This is a genomic window from Prauserella halophila (genome assembly GCF_024171895.1).
GTDB lineage: Bacteria > Actinomycetota > Actinomycetes > Mycobacteriales > Pseudonocardiaceae > Prauserella > Prauserella halophila.
In genome coordinates this window covers 23,698-43,063 of record NZ_JAMTCQ010000013.1, presented here as the reverse complement: position 1 = coordinate 43,063, position 19,366 = coordinate 23,698, and the positions used below count along the sequence as shown (strand labels likewise).

General features: G+C 70.9%; 15 protein-coding genes. 6 read left to right on the top strand and 9 right to left on the bottom strand.

What is annotated here, in order from left to right; all coding sequences use genetic code 11:
- Positions 1 to 142: 142 nt before the first annotated feature.
- Positions 143 to 1,135, bottom strand: coding sequence for an ABC transporter permease (locus LY41_RS19500; protein WP_301297375.1), 993 nt, complete (start codon positions 1,133 to 1,135; stop codon positions 143 to 145).
- On the bottom strand, positions 1,135 to 4,161 hold the full coding sequence (locus LY41_RS19495) for an alpha/beta fold hydrolase (RefSeq protein ID WP_253865632.1): 3,027 nt from the start codon (positions 4,159 to 4,161) through the stop codon (positions 1,135 to 1,137). The genes LY41_RS19500 and LY41_RS19495 overlap by 1 nt, the downstream gene beginning before the upstream one ends.
- A gap of 308 nt (positions 4,162 to 4,469) precedes the next feature.
- Between LY41_RS19495 and LY41_RS19490 the strand changes: the two genes are divergently transcribed.
- Entirely contained in the window at positions 4,470 to 5,525 is a 1,056-nt protein-coding gene (locus LY41_RS19490) for a TerC family protein (protein ID WP_253865631.1), read from the top strand.
- A gap of 66 nt (positions 5,526 to 5,591) precedes the next feature.
- Positions 5,592 to 7,568 carry a S9 family peptidase gene (locus LY41_RS19485; protein ID WP_253865630.1) on the top strand — a complete coding sequence of 659 codons (1,977 nt, stop codon included), beginning with the start codon at positions 5,592 to 5,594 and terminating at the stop codon, positions 7,566 to 7,568.
- Positions 7,569 to 7,641: 73 nt separating this feature from the next.
- Here the strand turns inward: LY41_RS19485 and LY41_RS19480 are convergent, their stop codons facing one another.
- The 6 genes from LY41_RS19480 to LY41_RS19455 form a co-directional block, all read right to left on the bottom strand.
- Positions 7,642 to 8,469 carry a maleylpyruvate isomerase family mycothiol-dependent enzyme gene (locus LY41_RS19480; protein WP_253865629.1) on the bottom strand — a complete coding sequence of 276 codons (828 nt, stop codon included), beginning with the start codon at positions 8,467 to 8,469 and terminating at the stop codon, positions 7,642 to 7,644.
- Positions 8,466 to 9,182 (bottom strand): mycothiol-dependent nitroreductase Rv2466c family protein, encoded by a 717-nt coding sequence (locus LY41_RS19475; RefSeq protein WP_253865628.1) that lies wholly within the window; start codon positions 9,180 to 9,182, stop codon positions 8,466 to 8,468. The genes LY41_RS19480 and LY41_RS19475 overlap by 4 nt, the downstream gene beginning before the upstream one ends.
- Positions 9,179 to 9,781: a TetR/AcrR family transcriptional regulator gene (locus tag LY41_RS19470; protein WP_253865627.1), complete on the bottom strand. Its 603-nt coding sequence runs from the start codon at positions 9,779 to 9,781 to the stop codon at positions 9,179 to 9,181. The genes LY41_RS19475 and LY41_RS19470 overlap by 4 nt, the downstream gene beginning before the upstream one ends.
- Positions 9,782 to 9,871: 90 nt before the next feature.
- The gene (locus LY41_RS19465; RefSeq protein ID WP_253865626.1) at positions 9,872 to 10,525 is read right to left on the bottom strand and encodes an RES family NAD+ phosphorylase; all 654 of its coding nucleotides are present in this window, start codon (positions 10,523 to 10,525) and stop codon (positions 9,872 to 9,874) included.
- 75 nt (positions 10,526 to 10,600) lie between these two features.
- Positions 10,601 to 11,194 (bottom strand): helix-turn-helix domain-containing protein, encoded by a 594-nt coding sequence (locus LY41_RS19460; protein WP_253865625.1) that lies wholly within the window; start codon positions 11,192 to 11,194, stop codon positions 10,601 to 10,603.
- 149 nt (positions 11,195 to 11,343) lie between these two features.
- Positions 11,344 to 12,618 carry a M14 family metallopeptidase gene (locus LY41_RS19455; RefSeq protein ID WP_253865624.1) on the bottom strand — a complete coding sequence of 425 codons (1,275 nt, stop codon included), beginning with the start codon at positions 12,616 to 12,618 and terminating at the stop codon, positions 11,344 to 11,346.
- Positions 12,619 to 12,880: 262 nt separating this feature from the next.
- On the opposite strand from LY41_RS19455, the gene LY41_RS19450 reads away from it, so the two are divergent.
- Positions 12,881 to 13,537: a class I SAM-dependent methyltransferase gene (locus LY41_RS19450; protein WP_253865623.1), complete on the top strand. Its 657-nt coding sequence runs from the start codon at positions 12,881 to 12,883 to the stop codon at positions 13,535 to 13,537.
- 81 nt (positions 13,538 to 13,618) lie between these two features.
- On the top strand, positions 13,619 to 14,281 hold the full coding sequence (locus tag LY41_RS19445) for a class I SAM-dependent methyltransferase (RefSeq protein WP_253865622.1): 663 nt from the start codon (positions 13,619 to 13,621) through the stop codon (positions 14,279 to 14,281).
- A gap of 15 nt (positions 14,282 to 14,296) precedes the next feature.
- Here LY41_RS19445 and LY41_RS19440 read toward each other — a convergent pair whose 3' ends face one another.
- Positions 14,297 to 14,974 carry an MBL fold metallo-hydrolase gene (locus LY41_RS19440; protein WP_253865621.1) on the bottom strand — a complete coding sequence of 226 codons (678 nt, stop codon included), beginning with the start codon at positions 14,972 to 14,974 and terminating at the stop codon, positions 14,297 to 14,299.
- Positions 14,975 to 15,134: 160 nt separating this feature from the next.
- Here LY41_RS19440 and LY41_RS19435 point away from each other — a divergent pair, with 160 nt between their 5' ends.
- Positions 15,135 to 16,286 carry an acyltransferase family protein gene (locus LY41_RS19435; protein WP_253865620.1) on the top strand — a complete coding sequence of 384 codons (1,152 nt, stop codon included), beginning with the start codon at positions 15,135 to 15,137 and terminating at the stop codon, positions 16,284 to 16,286.
- Positions 16,287 to 16,455: 169 nt separating this feature from the next.
- Positions 16,456 to 19,314 (top strand): excinuclease ABC subunit UvrA, encoded by a 2,859-nt coding sequence (gene uvrA, locus LY41_RS19430; protein WP_253865619.1) that lies wholly within the window; start codon positions 16,456 to 16,458, stop codon positions 19,312 to 19,314.
- Positions 19,315 to 19,366 lie beyond the last annotated feature (52 nt).

Here is a 19,366-nt window from a genome sequence, read left to right as displayed (position 1 = left end):
TTGCCGGATGGGGCCGCGTGCGGCGGGGACGATTCTGTTTCGGAATTGTCGGTCATTCCCGGCCACATGTCATGCCCTGACCGTGATCGTCACCGGCCCGGGGCAGTGATCGCACCGGGTGCGGTGCAAGCGGGCCGCGCCGTCAGCTCGTGACGTCCTTCGTCGCGAACCGCCGGGCCGCGAGCAGCCCGAACACCGTGGCGAACAGTGTCGCCGACAGGACGCCGGAGGCCATGCGGGTCCACTCGATGTCGGTGGCGATCAGGTCCATCCACGCGAACGAGAAGTGGGTCGGCAGGAAGTCCCGCAGGTCCCCGAGCGCGGTGATCCGGTTGAGGATCTGCGACAGGATCGAGACCAGCACGGCGCCGCCGACGGCGCCCAACGGAGCGTCGGTGGACACGCTCAGCAGCAGTGCCAGCCCGGCCACCCACGCCAGGTGGACGATCAGGTACACCGTCGCCAGTGCGAGCGCGACGAGGCTGTCCGCGAACGGGATCGAATCGCCCGTCGGGCTGATCGCCTCGCCCGCGCCGTACCAGATCATTCCCGCGACGAGCGCCGACAGGGGCAGGATCACGATCGCCAGGGCCGACAGCAGCGCCGACGCGATCGCCTTCTGCCGCAGCAGCCGGTGCCGGGGTACGGGTATCGCCAGCAGATACTTCAGGCTCGACCACGACGACTCGCTGGCGATCGTGTCGCCGAAGTACAGCGCCACGATCATCGGCAGCAGGAACGAGCCGGACACGAACAGTGCCACGACGACGAAGTTGGGCGCGCTGGCAGTGGCGAGGTCGATGAACCCGCCCGAGCGCGGGTCGGCTTCTGCCTCGCCGATCTCGAACGCCGCGACCAGGATGAACGGCAGTAGCGCGACGAACGCCAGCAGCAGCTGGGTGCGCCGTCTGCGCAGTTGCCTCCGCAGTTCCACGCCGAGCCGGAGCGTCCGGGCTGGGCGGTAGCCGGTGACGGCGCCGTCCGGCCCGGATCCCGTGGCCGGTTCCGCCCCGGCCACGTCGGTGAGCTCGTCCAGCGCGGCCGGGTCGGTGTGCACGCCGTGCTGGTCCACCGCGTGCGGGTGCGCCGTTGCGGCGCCGGACGGCTCCGGGGTACCGCGTTCGGAGTCGCTCATCAGCCCTCACCTTCTCCGACGAGTTGCAGGAACGCGTCTTCGAGCCTGCGCCGCGGTCCGGCCTGTTCCACGGACACGTCCGCACGCACCAGCGCCGCGACGGCCTCGCTGCGCGGCAGGCCGTCGAGGTCGGCGTGCACGAGGCCGTCGGCGATCTCCACGTCGGACACGCCGTCGAGCCCGCGCAGGATCTCCGCGGCACGTTCCGCGTCGTCCACGCGGAACGTGGCCTCGCCGCCCGCGGCGATGATGTCGTGCACGCCGCCGGATGCGATCAGCCTGCCGCGGTGCATGACGACGACGTCGGTGCACGTCTGTTCCACCTCGGCCAGCAGGTGGCTGGACACGACGACCGTGCGGCCCGTCGCCGCGTACCGGCCCAGTACCTCGCGCATCTGGTGGATCTGGGGCGGGTCGAGCCCGTTGGTGGGTTCGTCGAGCACGAGCAGTTCCGGCAGCCCGAGCATCGCCTGTGCGATGGCCAGGCGCTGCCGCATGCCCTGGCTGTACGTGCGGACCTTGCGGTGCACCGCATCGCCCAGCCCGGCGATCTCGAGGGCTTCGTCGACGTGGGCCTTGTCCGTGGGGCGGCCGGTCGCCTGCCAGAACAGTTCGAGATTCGCCGCGCCCGACAGATGCGGCAGGAACCCGGAGCCTTCGACGAAGGACCCGATGCGCGACAGTACCGGCGCGCCCGGTGTCACCCGGTGGCCGAACACCCTGATCTCGCCGTCGGACGGCGAGATCAGGCCCATCAGCATGCGCAGCGTCGTCGTCTTGCCCGCGCCGTTGGGCCCGAGCAGGCCCAGCACCTGGCCGGGCTCGACCCGGAACGAGAGGTCGCTGACCGCGGTCAGCCCACCGGGATAGGACTTCGTCAGCCCGGAGATCACCATCGGGGTGTCGGCCAGCTCCGGGTCCATGCGGTGCGAACGCCTGCGGCGGATCCTGCCGATCGCGGCCACGAGCACGGCGAGGGCGAGTGCACCGCCGACGCCCGCGAGCTGGGCCACCGGCCACCCGGACGTCGCCGCCGTACCCGGGACCACCGGTACCGCCACCTCGGGTGGGCCGGCGAGCGCGACGCGGAAGGCGGCGGGCTGGTCGGGAGTGGTGTACGACTGGTCCGTCGTGCCGACCACCAGCTGCAGCCGGTGGTCGGCCTCGACCGGCCGGACGATTCCGGGCAACGTGACGGTCGTTTCGGTCGGCGAGCCGTCGTCGGCGAGCGGCACCCGGATCGGTGACACGGCGTTGCCGGGCAGCGTGCGGGTGCCGTCGGGGCCGACGTCGTACAGCTTGGCGAACAGCACCGCCTCGGACGGGGCGCCGGCGCCCGGTGCGTCGGCGCTCGGGTTCGCGTCCTCCTGCCCGGAGCCGCCGTCCCGCCCGGAGTCGCCGTCCTCCTGCCCGGATTCGTTGCCGGTACCGCCGGTGTCGTCGGCGTTGCGGCCGGTGGCGGCCTGCGTGGGCTCGGGCGTGATGGACAGTCGCACCGTCGACGCGCCGGAGACGAGCAGCTGCTCGGTCATGGGCCGCGACGTGAACACGGCGGACTGGCCGGGAGGATCGAGGGTGAACAGGCTCGACAACCGGGACGAGCCCGACACGACGCGGTTCAGCCCGGGGATGCCGCTCACCGAGGCGGGGGTGCCGCCGGGCGGGCGTACGACGGTCTGCTGTTCACCGAGGAGCCGCACGGTCCGGCGCCCGACGTCGTCGCCGTTGACGCCGGGATAGGAGCCCGCTTCGACGTTACGGACCGACGGGGCGCCGTCGGGGCGCAATGCACCGGTCACGTCGTAGGAGAAGGGCGCAGCGGGGTCGTTGCCCTCGCCGGTCAGGTGATGCCAGAGGAAGTCGGCCATGACACCGCGCAGGTTCGAGCCGGGGCCGCCGCCGTCGTGGCCACCCGCGTACCAGGCGACGGACACCTCGCCGCCCGCCTCGGCGATCTGGCGGGCGTTGGCGTCGGCCTGGTCGAGACCGAACAGGGTGTCGTGTTCGCCCTGCACCAGCAACGTCGGCACGGTGATGTCACCGGTGACGGAGGCGGGCGAGACGCGGTGCAGCAGGTCGAGCGTCTCCGGTTCGGCGACCCCGTCGGTCGCGACGTCGGCGTAGGCCGCGCAGACCTCGGCACTGAACCGGCCGCACGCACCGGCGTCGCCGCGCGTGTTTCCCCCGGCGCCGCTCTGCCCCTGGCCTGCGTCGGACGTCGAGCCGGTGTCGCCTGCCTGGCCCGGTGGTGCGGCGAGGTCGTCGTTCTCCTCGTCGTCGCCGGGTTCGACGGCGTCGGGTCCCGCACCTGCGGTCGCCGACGGGGCGCTCGAGCCCGCGGAGAAGAGCGTGCCGATCCACGACCGCTTGAGTACGCCGGATTCCGTGCCCGCGCCGGGTGCCGGGGTGGCCGTGTCGAGTCGGCCGTCGGTGGCGTTGTTCGGCAGCAGGGACTGCCGCAGGTCGTTGTACGTGATCGCAGGCGCGATGGCGTCCACCCGCGAATCCGTGCCCGCCAGCAGCAGTGCCAGCGCACCGCCGTACGAGGCGCCGGTCACGCCGACGCGCGGGTCGCCGTCGTCGTCGGAGACCACTTCGGGCATGCCGGCCAGGTGGTCGAGCAGTCGGGAGGCGTCGGCCACCTCGCGGTCGGGTGCGCCGAGCGAGATCATGCCCGTGCTGTCACCGAAACCACGCGCCGACCAGGTCAGCACGACGAACCCGCGTTCGGCGAGTTCCCGGGCGTCGCGGGCGACACTGTCCTTGTCGCCGCCGAAACCGTGCGGCAGCAGGACGGCGGGTGCGGGCGTGTCCTCCGGCACGTAGACCGTCGTGTCGAGCTGCTCGCGCTCGGACGACCCCGGGGAGGTCGCGACGTCGATGGTCGCGGCCTGGGTGCGGTACGTGGGCGGCCGCTCGCCGTCACGGAACAACAGGAGGCCGCCTGCGGCGAGGAGCACGACGACGGCGACCAGCGCCGTCAGACGGCGGCCGCGGCTGTGGAGAAGGCGGGACACGGTGCTCACACTATTGGGGTGGGACGCAGGCGGTTCGTCCGGGCATGCCCGGTTTCCGGCGTCGGGACGGTCTCGTGTGACCGATGTTACGTGTGTGGTGATGACCCCGGACGGCCACCACAAGTGGCGCCGGGTCCTACCGGGGAGTCAGGATGGGACGGTTGTTCCCCACGGAGGGGAGTATTCCCTCACGGCGACGTCGTCAGCACGGTTGCGCTCCCGCCGCACCCGGTGTCGCCGGCCGGTGTGCCTGTCGCAGGCCGCGGGTGGAAGAGACCTCCGGATAGCACCGTCACGCTGACCGGAGGAAGTCGTCGATGTCCGTGCCGTTCTGGCTGTGGGCCGCCACCATCGGCGGTCTGATCGCGCTGCTTGCGATCGATCTGATCATCGTCGACCGCAAACCCCACGAGGTCACCACCGGGGAGGCGGCTCGTTGGGTGACCTTCTACGTCGGGTGTGCTGTGGTGTTCGGCGTCGGCATATGGCTGCTGGCCGGGCACGATTCGGGGGTCGAGTTCTTCACCGGTTACATCACCGAGTACTCGCTGTCGGTCGACAACCTCTTCATCTTCATGGTGATCATGTCGTCGTTCAAGGTGCCTGCGATCCACCAGCACCGCGTGCTGCTGATCGGCATCGTGATCGCGTTGGCCATGCGCAGCGTGTTCATCGCGATCGGCGCGTGGGCCATCGCGCAGGTCGTGTGGATCTTCTTCCTGTTCGGCGCGTTCCTGATCTTCACGGCGATCAACATGGTGCGGAAGAAGGACGAGGACGAGGAGTACCACGAGAACCTGGTCACGCGCCTGACGCGGAAGGCCTTCCGCGTCACCGACGACTACGAGGGTCACCACTCGGTCGTCAAGAGGAACGGCAAGCGGTACCTGACGCCGATGGCGCTCGTGATCGTGGCGATCGGGAGTGCGGACCTGCTGTTCGCGGTCGACTCGATCCCGGCGATCTTCGGCATCACCCAGGAGGCGTTCCTCGTCTTCACGGCCAACGCGTTCGCGCTGATGGGCCTGCGGCAGCTGTACTTCCTGCTCGGCGGCCTGGTGAGCAGGCTGGTGTACCTGTCGCAGGGCCTGGCGATCATCCTCGCGTTCATCGGCGTGAAGCTCGTGCTCCACGCATTCCACGAGTACCACGTCACGCCGCCGTGGCTGGAGATCAACAACTGGATGTCCCTCGGCGTCATCGTCGTCGTGCTGACCGCGACCACCGTGGCGAGCCTCGTCAAGGCCAAGCGCGACCCGAGCGTGGTGGGCCAATCCGGGTTGAACCTCAACGCCGCAGCTCCGGAGGAGCTCAACGCCTCGGCTCCGGAGGAGAGGGCCGTCGATCCGGCCGGGCCGGACGACGAACGGTGACGGTGTGGGGTGACGTCCCCGGGAACAGGTCGTTAGCCCCGCTAATAACCGGGTAGGCTGCGCATCGTGCGTCCTATCGATATCGAACTGCAGCAGGTCCCCGGCAGGCCCGCCCTGTCCGGGGACCTCCTTCTCGTCTCCGTCACGCGCCCCGACGTCGCCGCGAACGCCTATGTCGGCGGACTGCAGCGCGTCGGCCGCGACGGGGTGACGGCGTGGACCCACGCCGAGGGTCGGCAGGGGAGTGGCAACGGCGCCGGTCCGGACCGGCGCCACGATTCGGCCCCTGCGATCTCCCCGGACGGCCGGTGGGTGGCGTTCCTGCGCAGCGATGCGGGCGAGTCCGCGCAGCTGCACGTCATGCCGGCCGGAGGCGGGGAGTCACGAGCGCTGACCGCGCTGCCGCTGGGGGCCGGCGGGCCCGTGTGGGCACCGGACTCGCGGCGGATCGCGTTCACCGCACGAGTGCCGGAACCCGGCCGGTACGGCACGACCGTCGGTGACGTGACCCCGGAACCGGGTGACGAGGCGCCCCGGCGGATCACGCGGTACGACTACCGCATCGACAACGTCGGCTTCCTGCGCGACCGGCCGCAGCGGCTGTTCGTCCTCGACGTGCTGGCCGGCGAGCCGGAACTCGAGCCGGAGCCGCTGACCGATGACGCGGCCTCGGTCGCCGACCCGGCGTGGACCCCGGACGGCGAGGCGGTGCTGGTCACGGCACCACGGGACTGGGACCGAGCCGAGACGATGCACGCCGATCTCTACGCCGTGCCCGCGGCAGGCGGGGTCCCGCGCCTGGTCGTGCGGACCGAGGGGCGTGCGGAGAACCCGGCCGTGGCCGCCGACGGCACCGTCTTCTTCTACGCGGCCGCGTTCGAGGGTTTCGCGCGCGCGGCGACCAATGCGGGGCTGTGGGCGGCGCCGCTCGACGGATCCGAGCCACCGCGCAGGCTCACCGACGCCGAATCGGTGGACTGCGTCGCGTCCGCGGGGCCGCCCGCGCCGTACGGCGACGACGTGCTCGTCGTCGTCGCCGACCGCGGTGCCGCCGGGCTGCGGCGCGTGCCGCGAGCGGGCTCCGACGTGAGCCTGCCGGAGCTGCCGGTGCTCACCGGTGAGCGGGCGGCCGTGCGGTCGTTCGCAGTGGCGGGGGAGCGGATCGCCGTGGTGCAGGCCGGGCCCGGGGACGCGGGCGAGGTGCTGCTCGCCGACGGCGACGGCGCGTTCACGGCGCTGACAGCGTTCTCGGCACCGTTGCGCGACAGCGGCGTCCGTCCCGCCGAGGAGATCACCACCACGTCGGCCGACGGTTATCCGGTGCACGGCTGGGTCGTCACGCCCGAGGGCGACGGCCCGCATCCGGTGCTGCTCGTCGTCCACGGCGGACCGTTCGCGGCCTACGAGTGGAGCCTGTTCGACGAGGCGCAGGTCTACGCGGCGGCCGGATACGCTGTGGTGCTGGCGAATCCGCGCGGCTCGGCCGGATACGGTGAGTCGCACGGCCGCGCGGTGCTGCACGCCCTTGGCACGGTGGACGCCGACGACCTGCTGGCGCTGCTCGATGCCGTGCTCGAGCGTCCCGACACCGATGCCGACCGGGTCGGGGTGATGGGCGGTTCGTACGGCGGATTCATGACCGGGTGGCTCGCCGCGCACCACGGGCGGCGTTTTCGTGCCGCGTGGAGCGAGCGTGCGGTCAACGCGTGGGACTCGTTCGCGGGGAGCTCGGACATCGGCTGGACGTTCACCGACGTCTACGTCGGCGGCGATCCGGAGGAGCAGCGCAAGCGCAGTCCGCTGACCTACGCCGCGGACATCGGCATCCCGTTCGCGGTGGTGCATTCCGAACAGGACTGGCGGTGCCCGCTGGAACAGGCACAGCGGCTGTTCGTCGCGCTGAAGAAGGCCGGCGCGGACACCGAGTTCCTGCTGTTCCCCGGCGAGGGGCACGAGCTGACCCGCAGTGGCCGGCCGCGGCATCGTGTCCAGCGGTTCGAGGCCGTGCTCGACTGGTGGGCCCGCCACCTGCCGGTGCACTGAGACCGCATCCCGGTGTGCCGGGACCGCCTCGTCCGCGAGGTCGCGGACGAGGCGGTCGGCGGGACCCGGCGGGTCAGATGGTGAAGGCCAGGTTGCCCGCGATCCGCCTGCCGAGCTCCGTGTCGCCGGAGTACTCCACATCGGACAGCCGGTCCGCGGCGGCGACGCGGCCACCGGCGAGCCGCGCGAACAGTCCCGAGTTCAGCCGCAGCGTGGTGGTCGCCGGACCGGGGAGTTCGGGGACCACGGAGGCCCTGCCGTCGACGGCGACGTGCACGGTGCGCCGCAATGGTCCGGTGAGCTCCAGGGTCACGCCGGCACCGTCCGGAGCGCCCGCCCGCTTGCCGATGACGAAGCCGAGCGATTCGGTGAGTTCGTCGAGCGATTGCTCGGCGCACGGGCCGTCCTCGTGTCCGGGCAGGCCGACCACGTCGCGGATGTCCTGCTCGTGCAGCCAGGTGTCGAAGATCCGGATGCGCATGAACCGGCCGTAGGTGGCGTGTCCCACCGGCGTCCACGAGGGCGCGTCGAAGTCGTCCTGCGTCATTGCCTGCAGCGCAACACCGCGGCGGGAGATGACATCGCGGAACCGGTCGAGCATGCGCTGTGGGTCCCGGTCCCGCATGGACTGCACCCAGCGTTCGTTGAACGCGGCGACGTCGTTGCGGACGTGGGCCAGCTCGGTCACGTCGATGTCCGGGTCCGGCGCCTGCTCGCCGAGCAGCGACGCCTCGGTGCCGATGACGTGCGCGACGACGTCGCGCACGGTCCAGCCGGGCAGCGTGCTCGGTTCGTCCCAGGCCGCTGCGGGCAGCGATGCCAGTAGCGTGTCCAGCGACTCCCACTGCGTGGCGAGCGCCCCGGTGATCGTGTCCTTGTCGAAGCCGGTCGTCGTGGTCACGAGGTGGTCTCCCGTTCGTCTCCGAGTTCGATGATCTGTCCTCTGTCGACGCTCTTCCAGTCCCTGCCCCGCAGGTACGGGGCGAGTGCCTCCGCGACGGCTTGCTGGTCGCCCGGGGCCTTGGGTCGCTGCAACTCGTAGACGTGCGGGAACTCCAGCATGCCGGTGACGACGTCCCAGAGTCGTACGGCGGCGGCACCGGAGGGCGGGTCGACCAGCACCGGGCCGAACAGGCACTGCCCGTCGGGGAAGAACAATGTGGGTACGCCGAAGCCGCCCGCGTCGAGCACGCGCTGGTGGTCCGCCTTGATGTCCTCATGGGTGGACGGGTCCGCGAGCGCCTCGTCCAGCAGCGCGGCGTCAGCGCCGATCTCGGTGAGCAGCCGCCGTGCCGTCTCCGGTTCGTGCGGTGTGCCGCCGTCGAGGTGGAGCTCCCGGCCGATCCTCGCGTACCAGGCGTCGAGCAGCGCGGGGTCGCGGCGGCGCAGCAGTGCGGCGATGCGCATCAGGGACCAGCCGTACGACCACGACCGCTCCCACGGGTGCTTCTTGCCCTCGAACCGGTTGACCTCTTCCAGGCTGAAGAACCGCCAGTTGACGGTCAGTCCGGTGTGCGCGCGGACCTCCCGGATCCAACGCGAGGTGTGATAGGCGAACGGGCACATCGGGTCGAAGTGGAAGTCCACCTCGGGCTGCTCGGACTGCACTGTCATACGGCCCCTTCGTGCAGGTGTACGTCGATGAGGTCGTGCAGCATCGCGGCGACCTCGGCCGCCGAGTGACCGCCGACCTTCGCCAGCAGGATCTGGCCCTGGGCGTGGGCGAGCAGCGAGTGTGCCAGGCGGTCGGGGTCGACACCGTCGCGCAGTACGCCGTCGTCCTGTGCCCGGTGGCAGATCGCCGCGAATTCCCGTTCCCATCGCGCGAAGGCCGAGGCCAGATGGTCGCGCAACGTGTCGTCCACTGTGGACAATTCGGCCGCGAGGTTGCCGAACGGACAGCCCACCACTCGGCCGAACGTGGATTCGAACCCGGTCTGGATGGTTCCCAGCGCGTCGGCGACTCCGTGGAGCCGCTCCGCCGCGGACGCGCCGGGTGCGGCCGAGAGCCGGTCGAGCAGGGCTTCCGTGTGCAGGTCGACGACGGCCTTCGCCAGCTCGGCCTTCGAGGGGAAGAAGTGGTAGAAGCTGCCCTTGCGCACGTCGGCCGCCGTGCACACGTCGTCCACGCTCACCGAGCCGTAACTGCGGGACAGCAACAGCCGGGCGGAGGTGCGGACGATCCGCTCGCGGGTGCCGCCGGTCCTGCCCATGGCGGGGACCGTAACCGTAGTTGACCGGTCGGTCAACGCACAGCACCGATACCGGGCGCGATCCCGTCGCGCTCGGCGATCACGGGCGGATCACTGGTCGAGCAGCACGTAGCCCAGTTCGCGGCACACCCGGGCCAGCGGTACGTCCAGGCCCGGGTGGTCGAGCCCGAGCAGGATGTCCGGTGACGCGGGCAGCGCCGAGCCCGCAGGCGGATCCCACAGGCACACCGCGGGCTCGCCCCCGTCCATCGACGACCGGTACCAGAGCCCGTCGAGATCCGGCAGCTCGGTGCGGATCGCGCGCGCCCACGCCTGGGTGACCTTCTTCGGTCCGCTGGAGATCTCCTGCGACGCACCGAGCCGGGTCGGCCACAGGCCGGACAGGTCGAGCAGTCGCAGCGTGCGGGACGGCCGGACGACCACGAGGTGAGGACCACGCGTCGTGCGGTCGACTGTGGACGTCGTCTGGAAGACCTCGGCGATGCTGGTACGTACCGACAGTCCGAAGTAGAGGACACCGTGATCGGGCTGATGCGACGGCGTGGGTGCGGCCGGCTGCGGTTCGAACCGGGCGTGGGCGATCGGCCCGGTGCGGCGGAACGTGTCCCAGCGCTGCGGATGGTTGCCGCGCGCGGCGAAGACGCGCACGAGCCGCGTGGCCGGATGGACCGCGACGATGTCCTCATCGGGGCGGAGGTGCTGCCGCAGGACCTCGCCCGGTGGAGGCAGGGGTAACCGTGCCATGGCTGTGCCGACGTGCTCCTCGGTGCGCGGTCGGGGCGGACGGGTCGGGGAACGGGCGCCGCCGGGCGCCGGGCGTCAGGCGGGTGTTCCGAGGGTAGCGGCCAGTTCGGCCACGCGCGCAGGGTCGCCGCCCGCGAGTAGCCAGTCGCGCGGTGTCGCCGGCGTGTCGTGGATCGGCAGGTCGGGCTGCGGCGTGGTCATGAATCCGGCGACCACCAGTGCGGGCTGGTCGTCGGGTACGGCGTGCAGTACGACATCGAGGCCGGGCACGGCACCGTCGGCGGAGAACTGCCACGCGGGCAGCCGCCATCCGCCGTGTCCCTTCCAGCCGGTGAGCCGGTGCTGCTTGAGGCGATGGCGGATGCGGCTGTCGTCGACGCCGAGTCGCGCGGCCGCCTCGGTGACGGTCAGTGCGGAATCGGCGAACACGGCCCGGGTGGCGACGGCGTTCGCGCGCGGGTCGGGCTCGTCCGCGCGGGTCGCCGACAGGTCGAGGCCGACGTCGCCGAGGACGGCGCGTTGTTCGCCGGAGAAGAAGTGTGCCGGGTCCGGGTCGCCGGGGGACAGGCGGCGGGCGGCCTGCTCGATGAGTGCCAGGAACTCGGTGGCGTCCACCTTGAGCCCGGTGCGGGCGAGGACATCCTCCAACGCTGTCGTCGCACTGGTCATGCGCCCATGTTAACACGGCCGTGCGCATTCGTGCGCCCAAATCGGCCGACGCTCACCGAGCCGCGCATTCAGAACAGCGGTGCCGAGTGCAGGACACGCGGTGGGCCGGCGGACGTCGGTCCGCCGGCCCACCGGCCCGTTCGCACCGGTTACGCGCCCGCCTCGCGCAGGAGGATGTCGACGGCTTCGTCGTTGCGCTCGGTCTCCGGCGCGATGTCCTCGTCGTCGGGATAGAACCCGTCGAGGCCGGAGCCGTCGGCCGGATACATCTCGAACGTGAAGCTCAGGATCCGGTGCTCGCCCCACATCCAGCCGTTGACGTCGCCGTCGGTGACGTAGAGATCGCTGGACTGTTGCGGGGTGTAGCCGTTGCTGTCTGCCAGCTCCCGGCCCACGTCCCGGAACCGCTGCGCCTGCTGTTCGGTCATGTCCTCGGTGACGTCGTCGGTGGTGTGCCCGAACGGCCACAGCACCAGTTCACCGTAGGTGTGGAAGTCGATGTGGCCCTCGATCTGCTGTTCGCCGTCGACGACGCGGGAGTCGACGAAGTCGCGCACGGCCGCCGTCTCGGGCGCGGAGAACGCCGCCTCGCCGCGGTAGGTCTCGGAGCCCGGGTAGCCGCTGGATCCGCCGCAGCAGCCCCACTTGTAACCCCAGTTGCGGTTGAGATCGGTGCCCCGTCCTTGCCGGTTCTTCCGCCAGCCCTGGTACTGGCCACCCTCGATGTCGTGCTCGGAGCCGTCCGGGTTGACCGTCGGGATGACGTAGATCTCGCGGCTGTCGACGAAATCGGTGACCGTCCGGTCCGTGCCGTAGTCGTCGGTGAAGCGCTCGACGATGCGCAGGCACATCTCCGTGGTCAGGTGTTCGCGGGCGTGCTGGTTGCAGGTGAACAGGACCTCCGGCTCGTCGGCGTCCCGTGCCGCATCGCCGCTGATCTTCAGGAGCGGGATCGTGCGGCCCTCGTGACTGCTGCCGACGTCCGAGAGCTGCGTGATGTCCGGATGGTCGGCCGCTGCATCCTCGAGCTCCGTGGTCAGCTCGGAATAGGTGTGGAAGCCCTCGTCTCCCGCGGGGAACTCGTCCGCGGCGGCCCTTGCCTCCGAGGGGGCCGGGTTGCGCTCGGCGAGCAGAGCGTCGAAGTCGCCGATCGTGGTGAGCTCGACCCCCGTTCCGCGCAGCTGCGAGGCCTGTGCCGGGTCGGCGACGACGGCGAGCGTGCCGCCGCGGGAGCCGAGCACGTCAACGCCCGACCGGGAGATCGCATCCCGGTCGGCCGCGTCGGGGGTGATCTCGTAGACGCCACGGTCGGGAGCCGCCGGGTTCGCGCCCGTCGTCGGGCCCTGGGCACCCGCGGGCGCCGCCGTGGCGAGCAGTAACAACAGTCCGGTGGTCACGCTGAGTGTTCGACGTGTGATCCGCATGTGATCAGGCTGGCCGCAGGGTCACGGGCCGACAACCACCGGAAGTCGGGCGCCGTTCCCACGACGTGCGCGATGCGGCCGGACTTGACCTCGAGTGCGCTCGAAGTTGCACGCTGGAGGCCGGCCGGGACGACCGGCCGGAACCTCGCCATCGGAACGGCCGCTCGGTACGGCCATCGCGTACCCGGAAGTCGGGCCACCCGGCAACCGCCCACGCCACCACCCAGCAATCGGACCAGACAGCAACCGGACAGGAGCGTCCATGACGGAAACGGTCGGACGGGAGACCTTCGACAGTGCCTACGCGGAGGGAACGGCGGGCTGGGTGATCGGCCGGTCGCAGCCCGCGATCCTGGAGCTGGAGCGGACGGGCCGGATCGCCCGCCGGGTGCTCGACGCCGGTTGCGGCGCCGGCGAGCACACGATCCACCTTGCAGCGCGCGGTTACGACGTGCTCGGCATCGATTTCTCGGATGCGGCCGTGGAGCTCGCCCGCCGTACGGCGGCCGAACGGGGCGTCCAGGCCGCGTTCGACGTCGCCGACGCCCTGGTGCTCGGGGACGGGACACGGGACGGCGACCTCGGTGCCGCATTCGACACGGTCATCGACAGCGCCCTGTTCCACGTCTTCGGCGCCGAGGACCGGCTCCGCTACGCGGAGGCGCTGCACCGGGTCACGCGCTCGGGCGCGACGGTGCATCTCCTCGCGCTCGCGGACAGCGACGAGCCCGGGTTCGGGCCGAGGATCAGCGCTGCGGCGATCCGGGAGGCGTTCGCCGACGGCTGGACGGTCGAGGAACTGGCGAGTTCTCGCTATCGCGCGGTGGCCCATTCGCAGGAACACGCCGACGCACTCGGTGTCCGGCCGGGTGGTCTGGTGGATCTGCCCGCGTGGCTGGCACGCATCCGCCGCGACTGACCCTGCACCGCCGGACGGCCCTGCACCGGCCGACGATCCGGCACAGACCGCCGATCCGGCTTCGGAGGAAGAGGTACAGCGATGACCGACACCGCGGCGCAGCGCAGCTTCGACGAGTCCTACACCGGGGGTGGCGCGCCCTGGGTGATCGACCAGCCGCAACCCGCGGTCGTGGCACTGGAACGGGACGGCCGGATCGGCGGCAGGGTGCTCGACGCCGGGTGCGGGGCCGGGGAACACACGATGTTGTTGGCAGGCCGGGGTTACGACGTGCTGGGCATCGATTTCGCGCCGCACGCCGTGGAACGGGCGCGTGAGCTCGCCCGTTCCCGCGGCTTCGGCTCCCGGGCCGACGCGGCGTTCCGCGTCGCGGATGCGTTCGAACTGGACCGGGAGCTCGGCGAGGACGTCGGCGTCCCGTTCGACACCGTCGTCGACAGCGCCTTGTTTCATGTCTTCGAGCCCGGGGACCAGCGGCGGTACGCCGACGTGCTGCACCGGATCACGCGACCCGGCGGGGTGGTGCACGTACTGGCGCTCGCGGACAGCGACGAGCCCGGTTTCGGGCCGAGGATCAGCGCTGCGGCGATCCGGGAGGCGTTCGCCGACGGCTGGACGGTCGAGGAGCTGACGTCACACCGCTACCGTGCGGTGGCCAAGGGAACCGATGCCGGGCCGCTCGGTGTCGAACCGGGCACGGTCGTCGACCTGCCCGCATGGCTGGCGCGCATCCGCCGCGACTGACGGCCGGCCCTCGGCTCACCAGCCGCGTTCGCGCCACTCCGGCAGCTTCGAGCGCTGGGCGCCGAGGGTGGAGTCGTCACCGTGCCCCGGGTAGAACCACGTCTCGTCCGGCAGCTCGCCGAACACCCGCGTCTCGACGTCGTCGAGCAGTGAGCGGAACTCCTCCGCCGAGTTCGTCTTGCCCACGCCGCCGGGGAACAGCGAGTCGCCGGTGAACAGGTGCGGGTGCCCCGCCGGGTCGCGGTACAGCAGCGCGATCGAGCCGGGAGTGTGCCCGCGCAGGTGGATGACCTCGAGGGTCGAGTCGCCGACCGACAGTGTGTCGCCGTGCTCGACGAGGTGGTCCGGTGGCACAGGCAGCGGACCGGCGTCGGCGGGGTGCGCCGCGGTGTAGGCCCCGTTGGCGCCCGCGACCGCACCGAGCGCCTGCCAGTGGTCGCCGTGCTGGTGCGTGGTGACGATCGTGCGCAGGGTCGGCCGATCCTCGGCGTGGCCGATGAGGTCCGAGAGACGCTCGGGGTCGTTGGCGGCGTCGACCAGCAGCGCTTCGTTCGTCGCCCGGCACACCAACAGGTACGCGTTGTTGTCCATGGGGCCGACCGACAGTTTCGTGACGGTCAGCGCCTCGAGGGTGCGGCGGGCGGCATCTCCGCCGGGTTCGACATGACCGGTGTAGGACTCGACGACGTTCACGTTCCACACCGTATTACGTGCCCGCGCTCGGAGGCGACGGGCACCGTCGCTACAGTCCCCGGTCCGGACCACGTTGCCGCGACGGGCGGGCGGGCGAACTCGGAGGGGGAGCGACGTGACGGCAGCGGCACCGGGCCGGACCGGCACCACGAATCGGCGCATGAGCTGGGACGTCATCCGGGTCGTCGCGATCACGTTCGTCGTCGCGGGCCACGTCACCGGCGGGGCCGCGCTGATCCCCGACATCGAGGCGTATCCGGTGTCGCTGCGGCTGCCGTTCGGCACGTTCACCCTGCTCGTCCTGTCGGGCTACTTCATGGGGCCGACCCTGCGGAAGCTGAGCGCGGGCCGGTGGCTGCACTCCCGGTTGGCGCGCATCCTGCCGGCCTACGTGGTCGCGTTGCTGGTCACGTTCCTCGTCCTGCGGATCGTCGCGCCGATCTTCAACGGTGAGGAGGACGGCCCGTGGTACCTGCCGGGGGCGGGCGACCTGGTCCGGAACCTGCTGCTCGTGCAGGAGTGGACGGGGAACATGCACCGCCGGATCGACGCGTCGTACTGGACGCTGCCGGTGCAGGTCGCCGCGTTCGCCACGGCGGCGCTGCTGTGCTGGTACTGGCGCCGCCACTGGGCCCACCGGTTCCGGCCCGCGGTCGCGGTGTGGGGTGTGGTCGCCGTGTCCGCCGTCTCGCCGGTGCTGAGCGGGATCGCCCGGGTCGTGCCGACGGCGACGGGCCTGTACTTCGCGCACCTGTTCGCGGCCGGTGCGGCGATCTGGCTGTGGTCGCAGCGGCGGCTCGCCGGGCCGAACCTCGCCGCGGTGCTGTCGGCGGTTCTGGGGCTCCAGCTCTTCCGGTCGAGTGAGCCGCAGTGGCTGATCGTCACCTGTCTCGGGGTGATGCTCGGGCTGATGTGCCTGGCAGCGCGGGGGCCGGATTGGGATCGGATGCTGGGGTTGCTGCGGAGGCCGATCTCGTGGCTGGCCGGGATCAGCTTCGGCATCTACCTCGTGCACCAGAAGCTCGGCTACGTCGTCGCGCGGGTGCTCACCGGCATGGAGATCGAGCCGTGGTGGCTCCGCATGGGCCTGGTCGTGACGGCGATCGTGCTGGCGGCGTGGGCGCTGACCGTTCTCGTGGAACGTCCGCTGTACCGGTTGCTGGGACCGTCGAGGAGGCGGCAGACCGGACGTCGTCAGGACGGGGACATCGGCGGCCGCACGGGCGGCGGTGTGAGCACCACCGCGGAGGCCGGTGCGGGTTCCGGCGAGCCCGGCGGGGCCGGTGACACGGTCGCGGTCACGCGCACGTGACTGCGACCGATGAAGGCGGCGGGTGACGGCGGCGCCGGTTCTGTCAGGGGTCCGACCTAGCATGGAGGCGCCGGGGCCCGCGTGCTGCTCGCCCCGCGCCCGACCTCGCGTGACGCGGGCCCGGTTGTTCGGCCCGCACCGCCATGCACCAGTGAAGGGACCATCGCCGGTGGCTGACAGTCTTGTAATCCGCGGCGCCCGCGAGCACAACCTGCGCGGCATCGACATCGACCTGCCGCGAGACAGCTTCATCGTGTTCACGGGACTGTCCGGGTCCGGCAAGTCGAGTCTGGCGTTCGACACGATCTTCGCGGAGGGGCAGCGCCGCTACGTCGAATCGCTGTCGGCCTACGCGCGGCAGTTCCTCGGACAGATGGACAAGCCGGACGTCGACTTCATCGAAGGCCTCTCGCCCGCGGTGTCGATCGACCAGAAGTCCACGTCACGGAACCCGCGGTCGACGGTCGGCACGATCACGGAGGTCTACGACTACCTGCGCCTGCTGTACGCGCGCGCCGGCAAGGCGCACTGCCCGCAGTGCGGCGAGGCGATCAGCAAGCAGACCCCGCAGCAGATCGTCGACCAGGTGCTGGACATGGAGGCAGACGTGCGCTTCCAGGTGCTCGCGCCGGTGGTGCGCGGCCGCAAGGGCGAGTACGTCGATCTGTTCTCCAACCTCCAGCAGCAGGGCTACGCGCGGGCCCGCGTGGACGGCACGGTGTACTCGCTGACCGAGCCGCCGAAGCTGAAGAAGCAGGAGAAGCACGACATCGGCGTCGTCGTCGACCGGCTCAAGGTCAAGCCGAGCGCCAAGCAGCGGCTCACCGACTCGGTGGAAACCGCGCTGCGGCTGGCCGACGGGCTCGTCGAGCTGGAGTTCGTCGACCTGCCCGAGGACGACCCGCACCGGATCCGCGGGTTCTCCGAGAACCTCGCCTGCCCGAACGGGCACGCCCTCAGCGTCGAGGACCTCGAGCCCCGGTCGTTCTCGTTCAACTCGCCCTACGGTGCCTGCCCCGACTGCACCGGCATCGGCGTCCGCAAGGAGGTCGACCCCGAGCTGATCGTCCCGGACGAGGACCTTCCGCTCGGCGACGGTGCGATCCAGCCGTGGAGCGGCGGGCAGAACGCCGACTACTTCGAACGCCTCCTGACGTCGCTGTCGGAGGCCATGGGTTTCCGCATGGACACGCCGTGGCGCAAGCTGCCGGCCAAGGTGCAGAAGGCCGTGCTCTACGGCGTCGACGAGCAGGTCCACGTGCAGTACCGCAACCGGTACGGCAGGCGGCGCAGCTACTACGCCAACTTCGAAGGCGTCATCCCGTTCCTCGAACGGCGGCACGAACAGACCGAGTCCGAGCACACGCGTGAGCGCTACGAGGGCTACATGCGCGAGGTGCCGTGCCCGTCCTGTCAGGGCACGCGACTCAAACCGGAGATCCTGGCCGTGACCCTCGAACACGGCGAGTACGGCGAGCGGTCGATCGCGGACGTCTGCGCCCTGTCGGTGTCCGAGTCCTCGGAGTTCCTGGACGGTCTCGTGCTGGGCGAACGTCAGGCGATGATCGCCGGAGCGGTGCTCAAGGAGATCCAGGCCCGGCTGCACTTCCTGCTCGACGTCGGCCTCGACTACCTCTCGCTCGACCGCGGCGCCGGCACGCTGTCCGGTGGCGAGGCCCAGCGCATCCGGCTGGCCACCCAGATCGGTTCCGGCCTCGTCGGTGTGCTGTACGTGCTGGACGAACCGTCCATCGGGCTGCACCAGCGCGACAACCAGCGGTTGATCGACACGCTCAGCAGGCTGCGCGACCTCGGCAACACCCTCATCGTCGTCGAGCACGACGAGGACACCATCAAGGCCAGCGACTGGGTGGTCGACTTCGGTCCCGGCGCAGGCGAGCGCGGCGGCCGGGTCGTCCACAGCGGGCCGTACTCGAAGCTGGTCAAGAGCAAGAAGTCCCTCACCGGCGACTACCTCGCGGGCCGCAAGGAGATCCCGGTGCCGGACATCCGGCGACCGATGAACAAGAAGCGCCAGCTGACGGTCGTCGGCGCGCGAGAGCACAACCTGCGCGGTATCGACGTGTCGTTCCCGCTCGGCACGTTGATCTCCGTGACGGGCGTGTCCGGGTCGGGCAAGTCGACGCTCGTGAACGAGATCCTGGCGACCGTGCTGGCGAACAAGCTCAACAACGCCCGTCAGGTGCCCGGCAGGCACACCCGCGTCAACGGACTGGCGAACGTGGACAAGCTCGTCCGCGTGGACCAGTCGCCGATCGGCCGCACCCCGCGCTCCAACCCCGCGACCTACACCGGTGTGTGGGACCGGCTGCGCAAACTGTTCGCCGAGACGACCGAGGCCAAGGTCCGCGGCTATCAGGCCGGCCGGTTCTCGTTCAACGTCAAGGGCGGCCGGTGCGAGGCGTGCGCGGGTGACGGAACGCTGAAGATCGAGATGAACTTCCTGCCGGACGTTTACGTGCCGTGCGAAGTGTGCAAGGGCGCCCGGTACAACCGCGAGACCCTCGAGGTGCACTACAAGGGCAAGACGGTCGCCGAGGTCCTCGACATGCCGATCGAGGACGCCGCGGAGTTCTTCGAGCCGATCAAGCCCATCCACCGGTACCTGTCGACCCTCGTCGATGTCGGACTCGGGTACGTACGGCTCGGCCAGCCCGCCCCGACGCTGTCCGGTGGCGAGGCCCAGCGCGTCAAACTCGCCAGCGAACTGCAGAAGCGCTCCACCGGCCAGACGGTCTACATCCTCGACGAACCCACGACGGGCCTGCACTTCGAGGACATCAGCCGACTGCTCGACGTGGCGCAGGGGCTGGTCGACAAGGGCAACACGGTGATCGTCATCGAGCACAACCTCGACGTCATCAAGACCTCGGACTGGGTCATCGACATGGGCCCGGAAGGTGGGCACGGGGGCGGCAGCGTCGTCGCGGAGGGCACCCCCGAGGACGTCGCCGCCGATCCGGACAGCTACACGGGCCGATTCCTCGCACCGTTCGTCGATCGGTGATCCACAGTTCCACCGGTCCACCGACGCCGCGCCCGGGGGTGCCGGACAATGC

Coding starts and splice junctions, on each gene's coding strand:
- LY41_RS19455 (WP_253865624.1), bottom strand. CDS start 12,618: ATGCGGATCACACGTCGAACACTCAGCGTGACCACCGGACTGTTGTTA.
- LY41_RS19435 (WP_253865620.1), top strand. CDS start 15,135: ATGAGCTGGGACGTCATCCGGGTCGTCGCGATCACGTTCGTCGTCGCG.
- LY41_RS19500 (WP_301297375.1), bottom strand. CDS start 1,135: ATGAGCGACTCCGAACGCGGTACCCCGGAGCCGTCCGGCGCCGCAACG.
- LY41_RS19490 (WP_253865631.1), top strand. CDS start 4,470: ATGTCCGTGCCGTTCTGGCTGTGGGCCGCCACCATCGGCGGTCTGATC.
- LY41_RS19450 (WP_253865623.1), top strand. CDS start 12,881: ATGACGGAAACGGTCGGACGGGAGACCTTCGACAGTGCCTACGCGGAG.
- LY41_RS19470 (WP_253865627.1), bottom strand. CDS start 9,781: ATGGGCAGGACCGGCGGCACCCGCGAGCGGATCGTCCGCACCTCCGCC.
- LY41_RS19465 (WP_253865626.1), bottom strand. CDS start 10,525: ATGGCACGGTTACCCCTGCCTCCACCGGGCGAGGTCCTGCGGCAGCAC.
- LY41_RS19445 (WP_253865622.1), top strand. CDS start 13,619: ATGACCGACACCGCGGCGCAGCGCAGCTTCGACGAGTCCTACACCGGG.
- LY41_RS19460 (WP_253865625.1), bottom strand. CDS start 11,194: ATGACCAGTGCGACGACAGCGTTGGAGGATGTCCTCGCCCGCACCGGG.
- LY41_RS19475 (WP_253865628.1), bottom strand. CDS start 9,182: ATGACAGTGCAGTCCGAGCAGCCCGAGGTGGACTTCCACTTCGACCCG.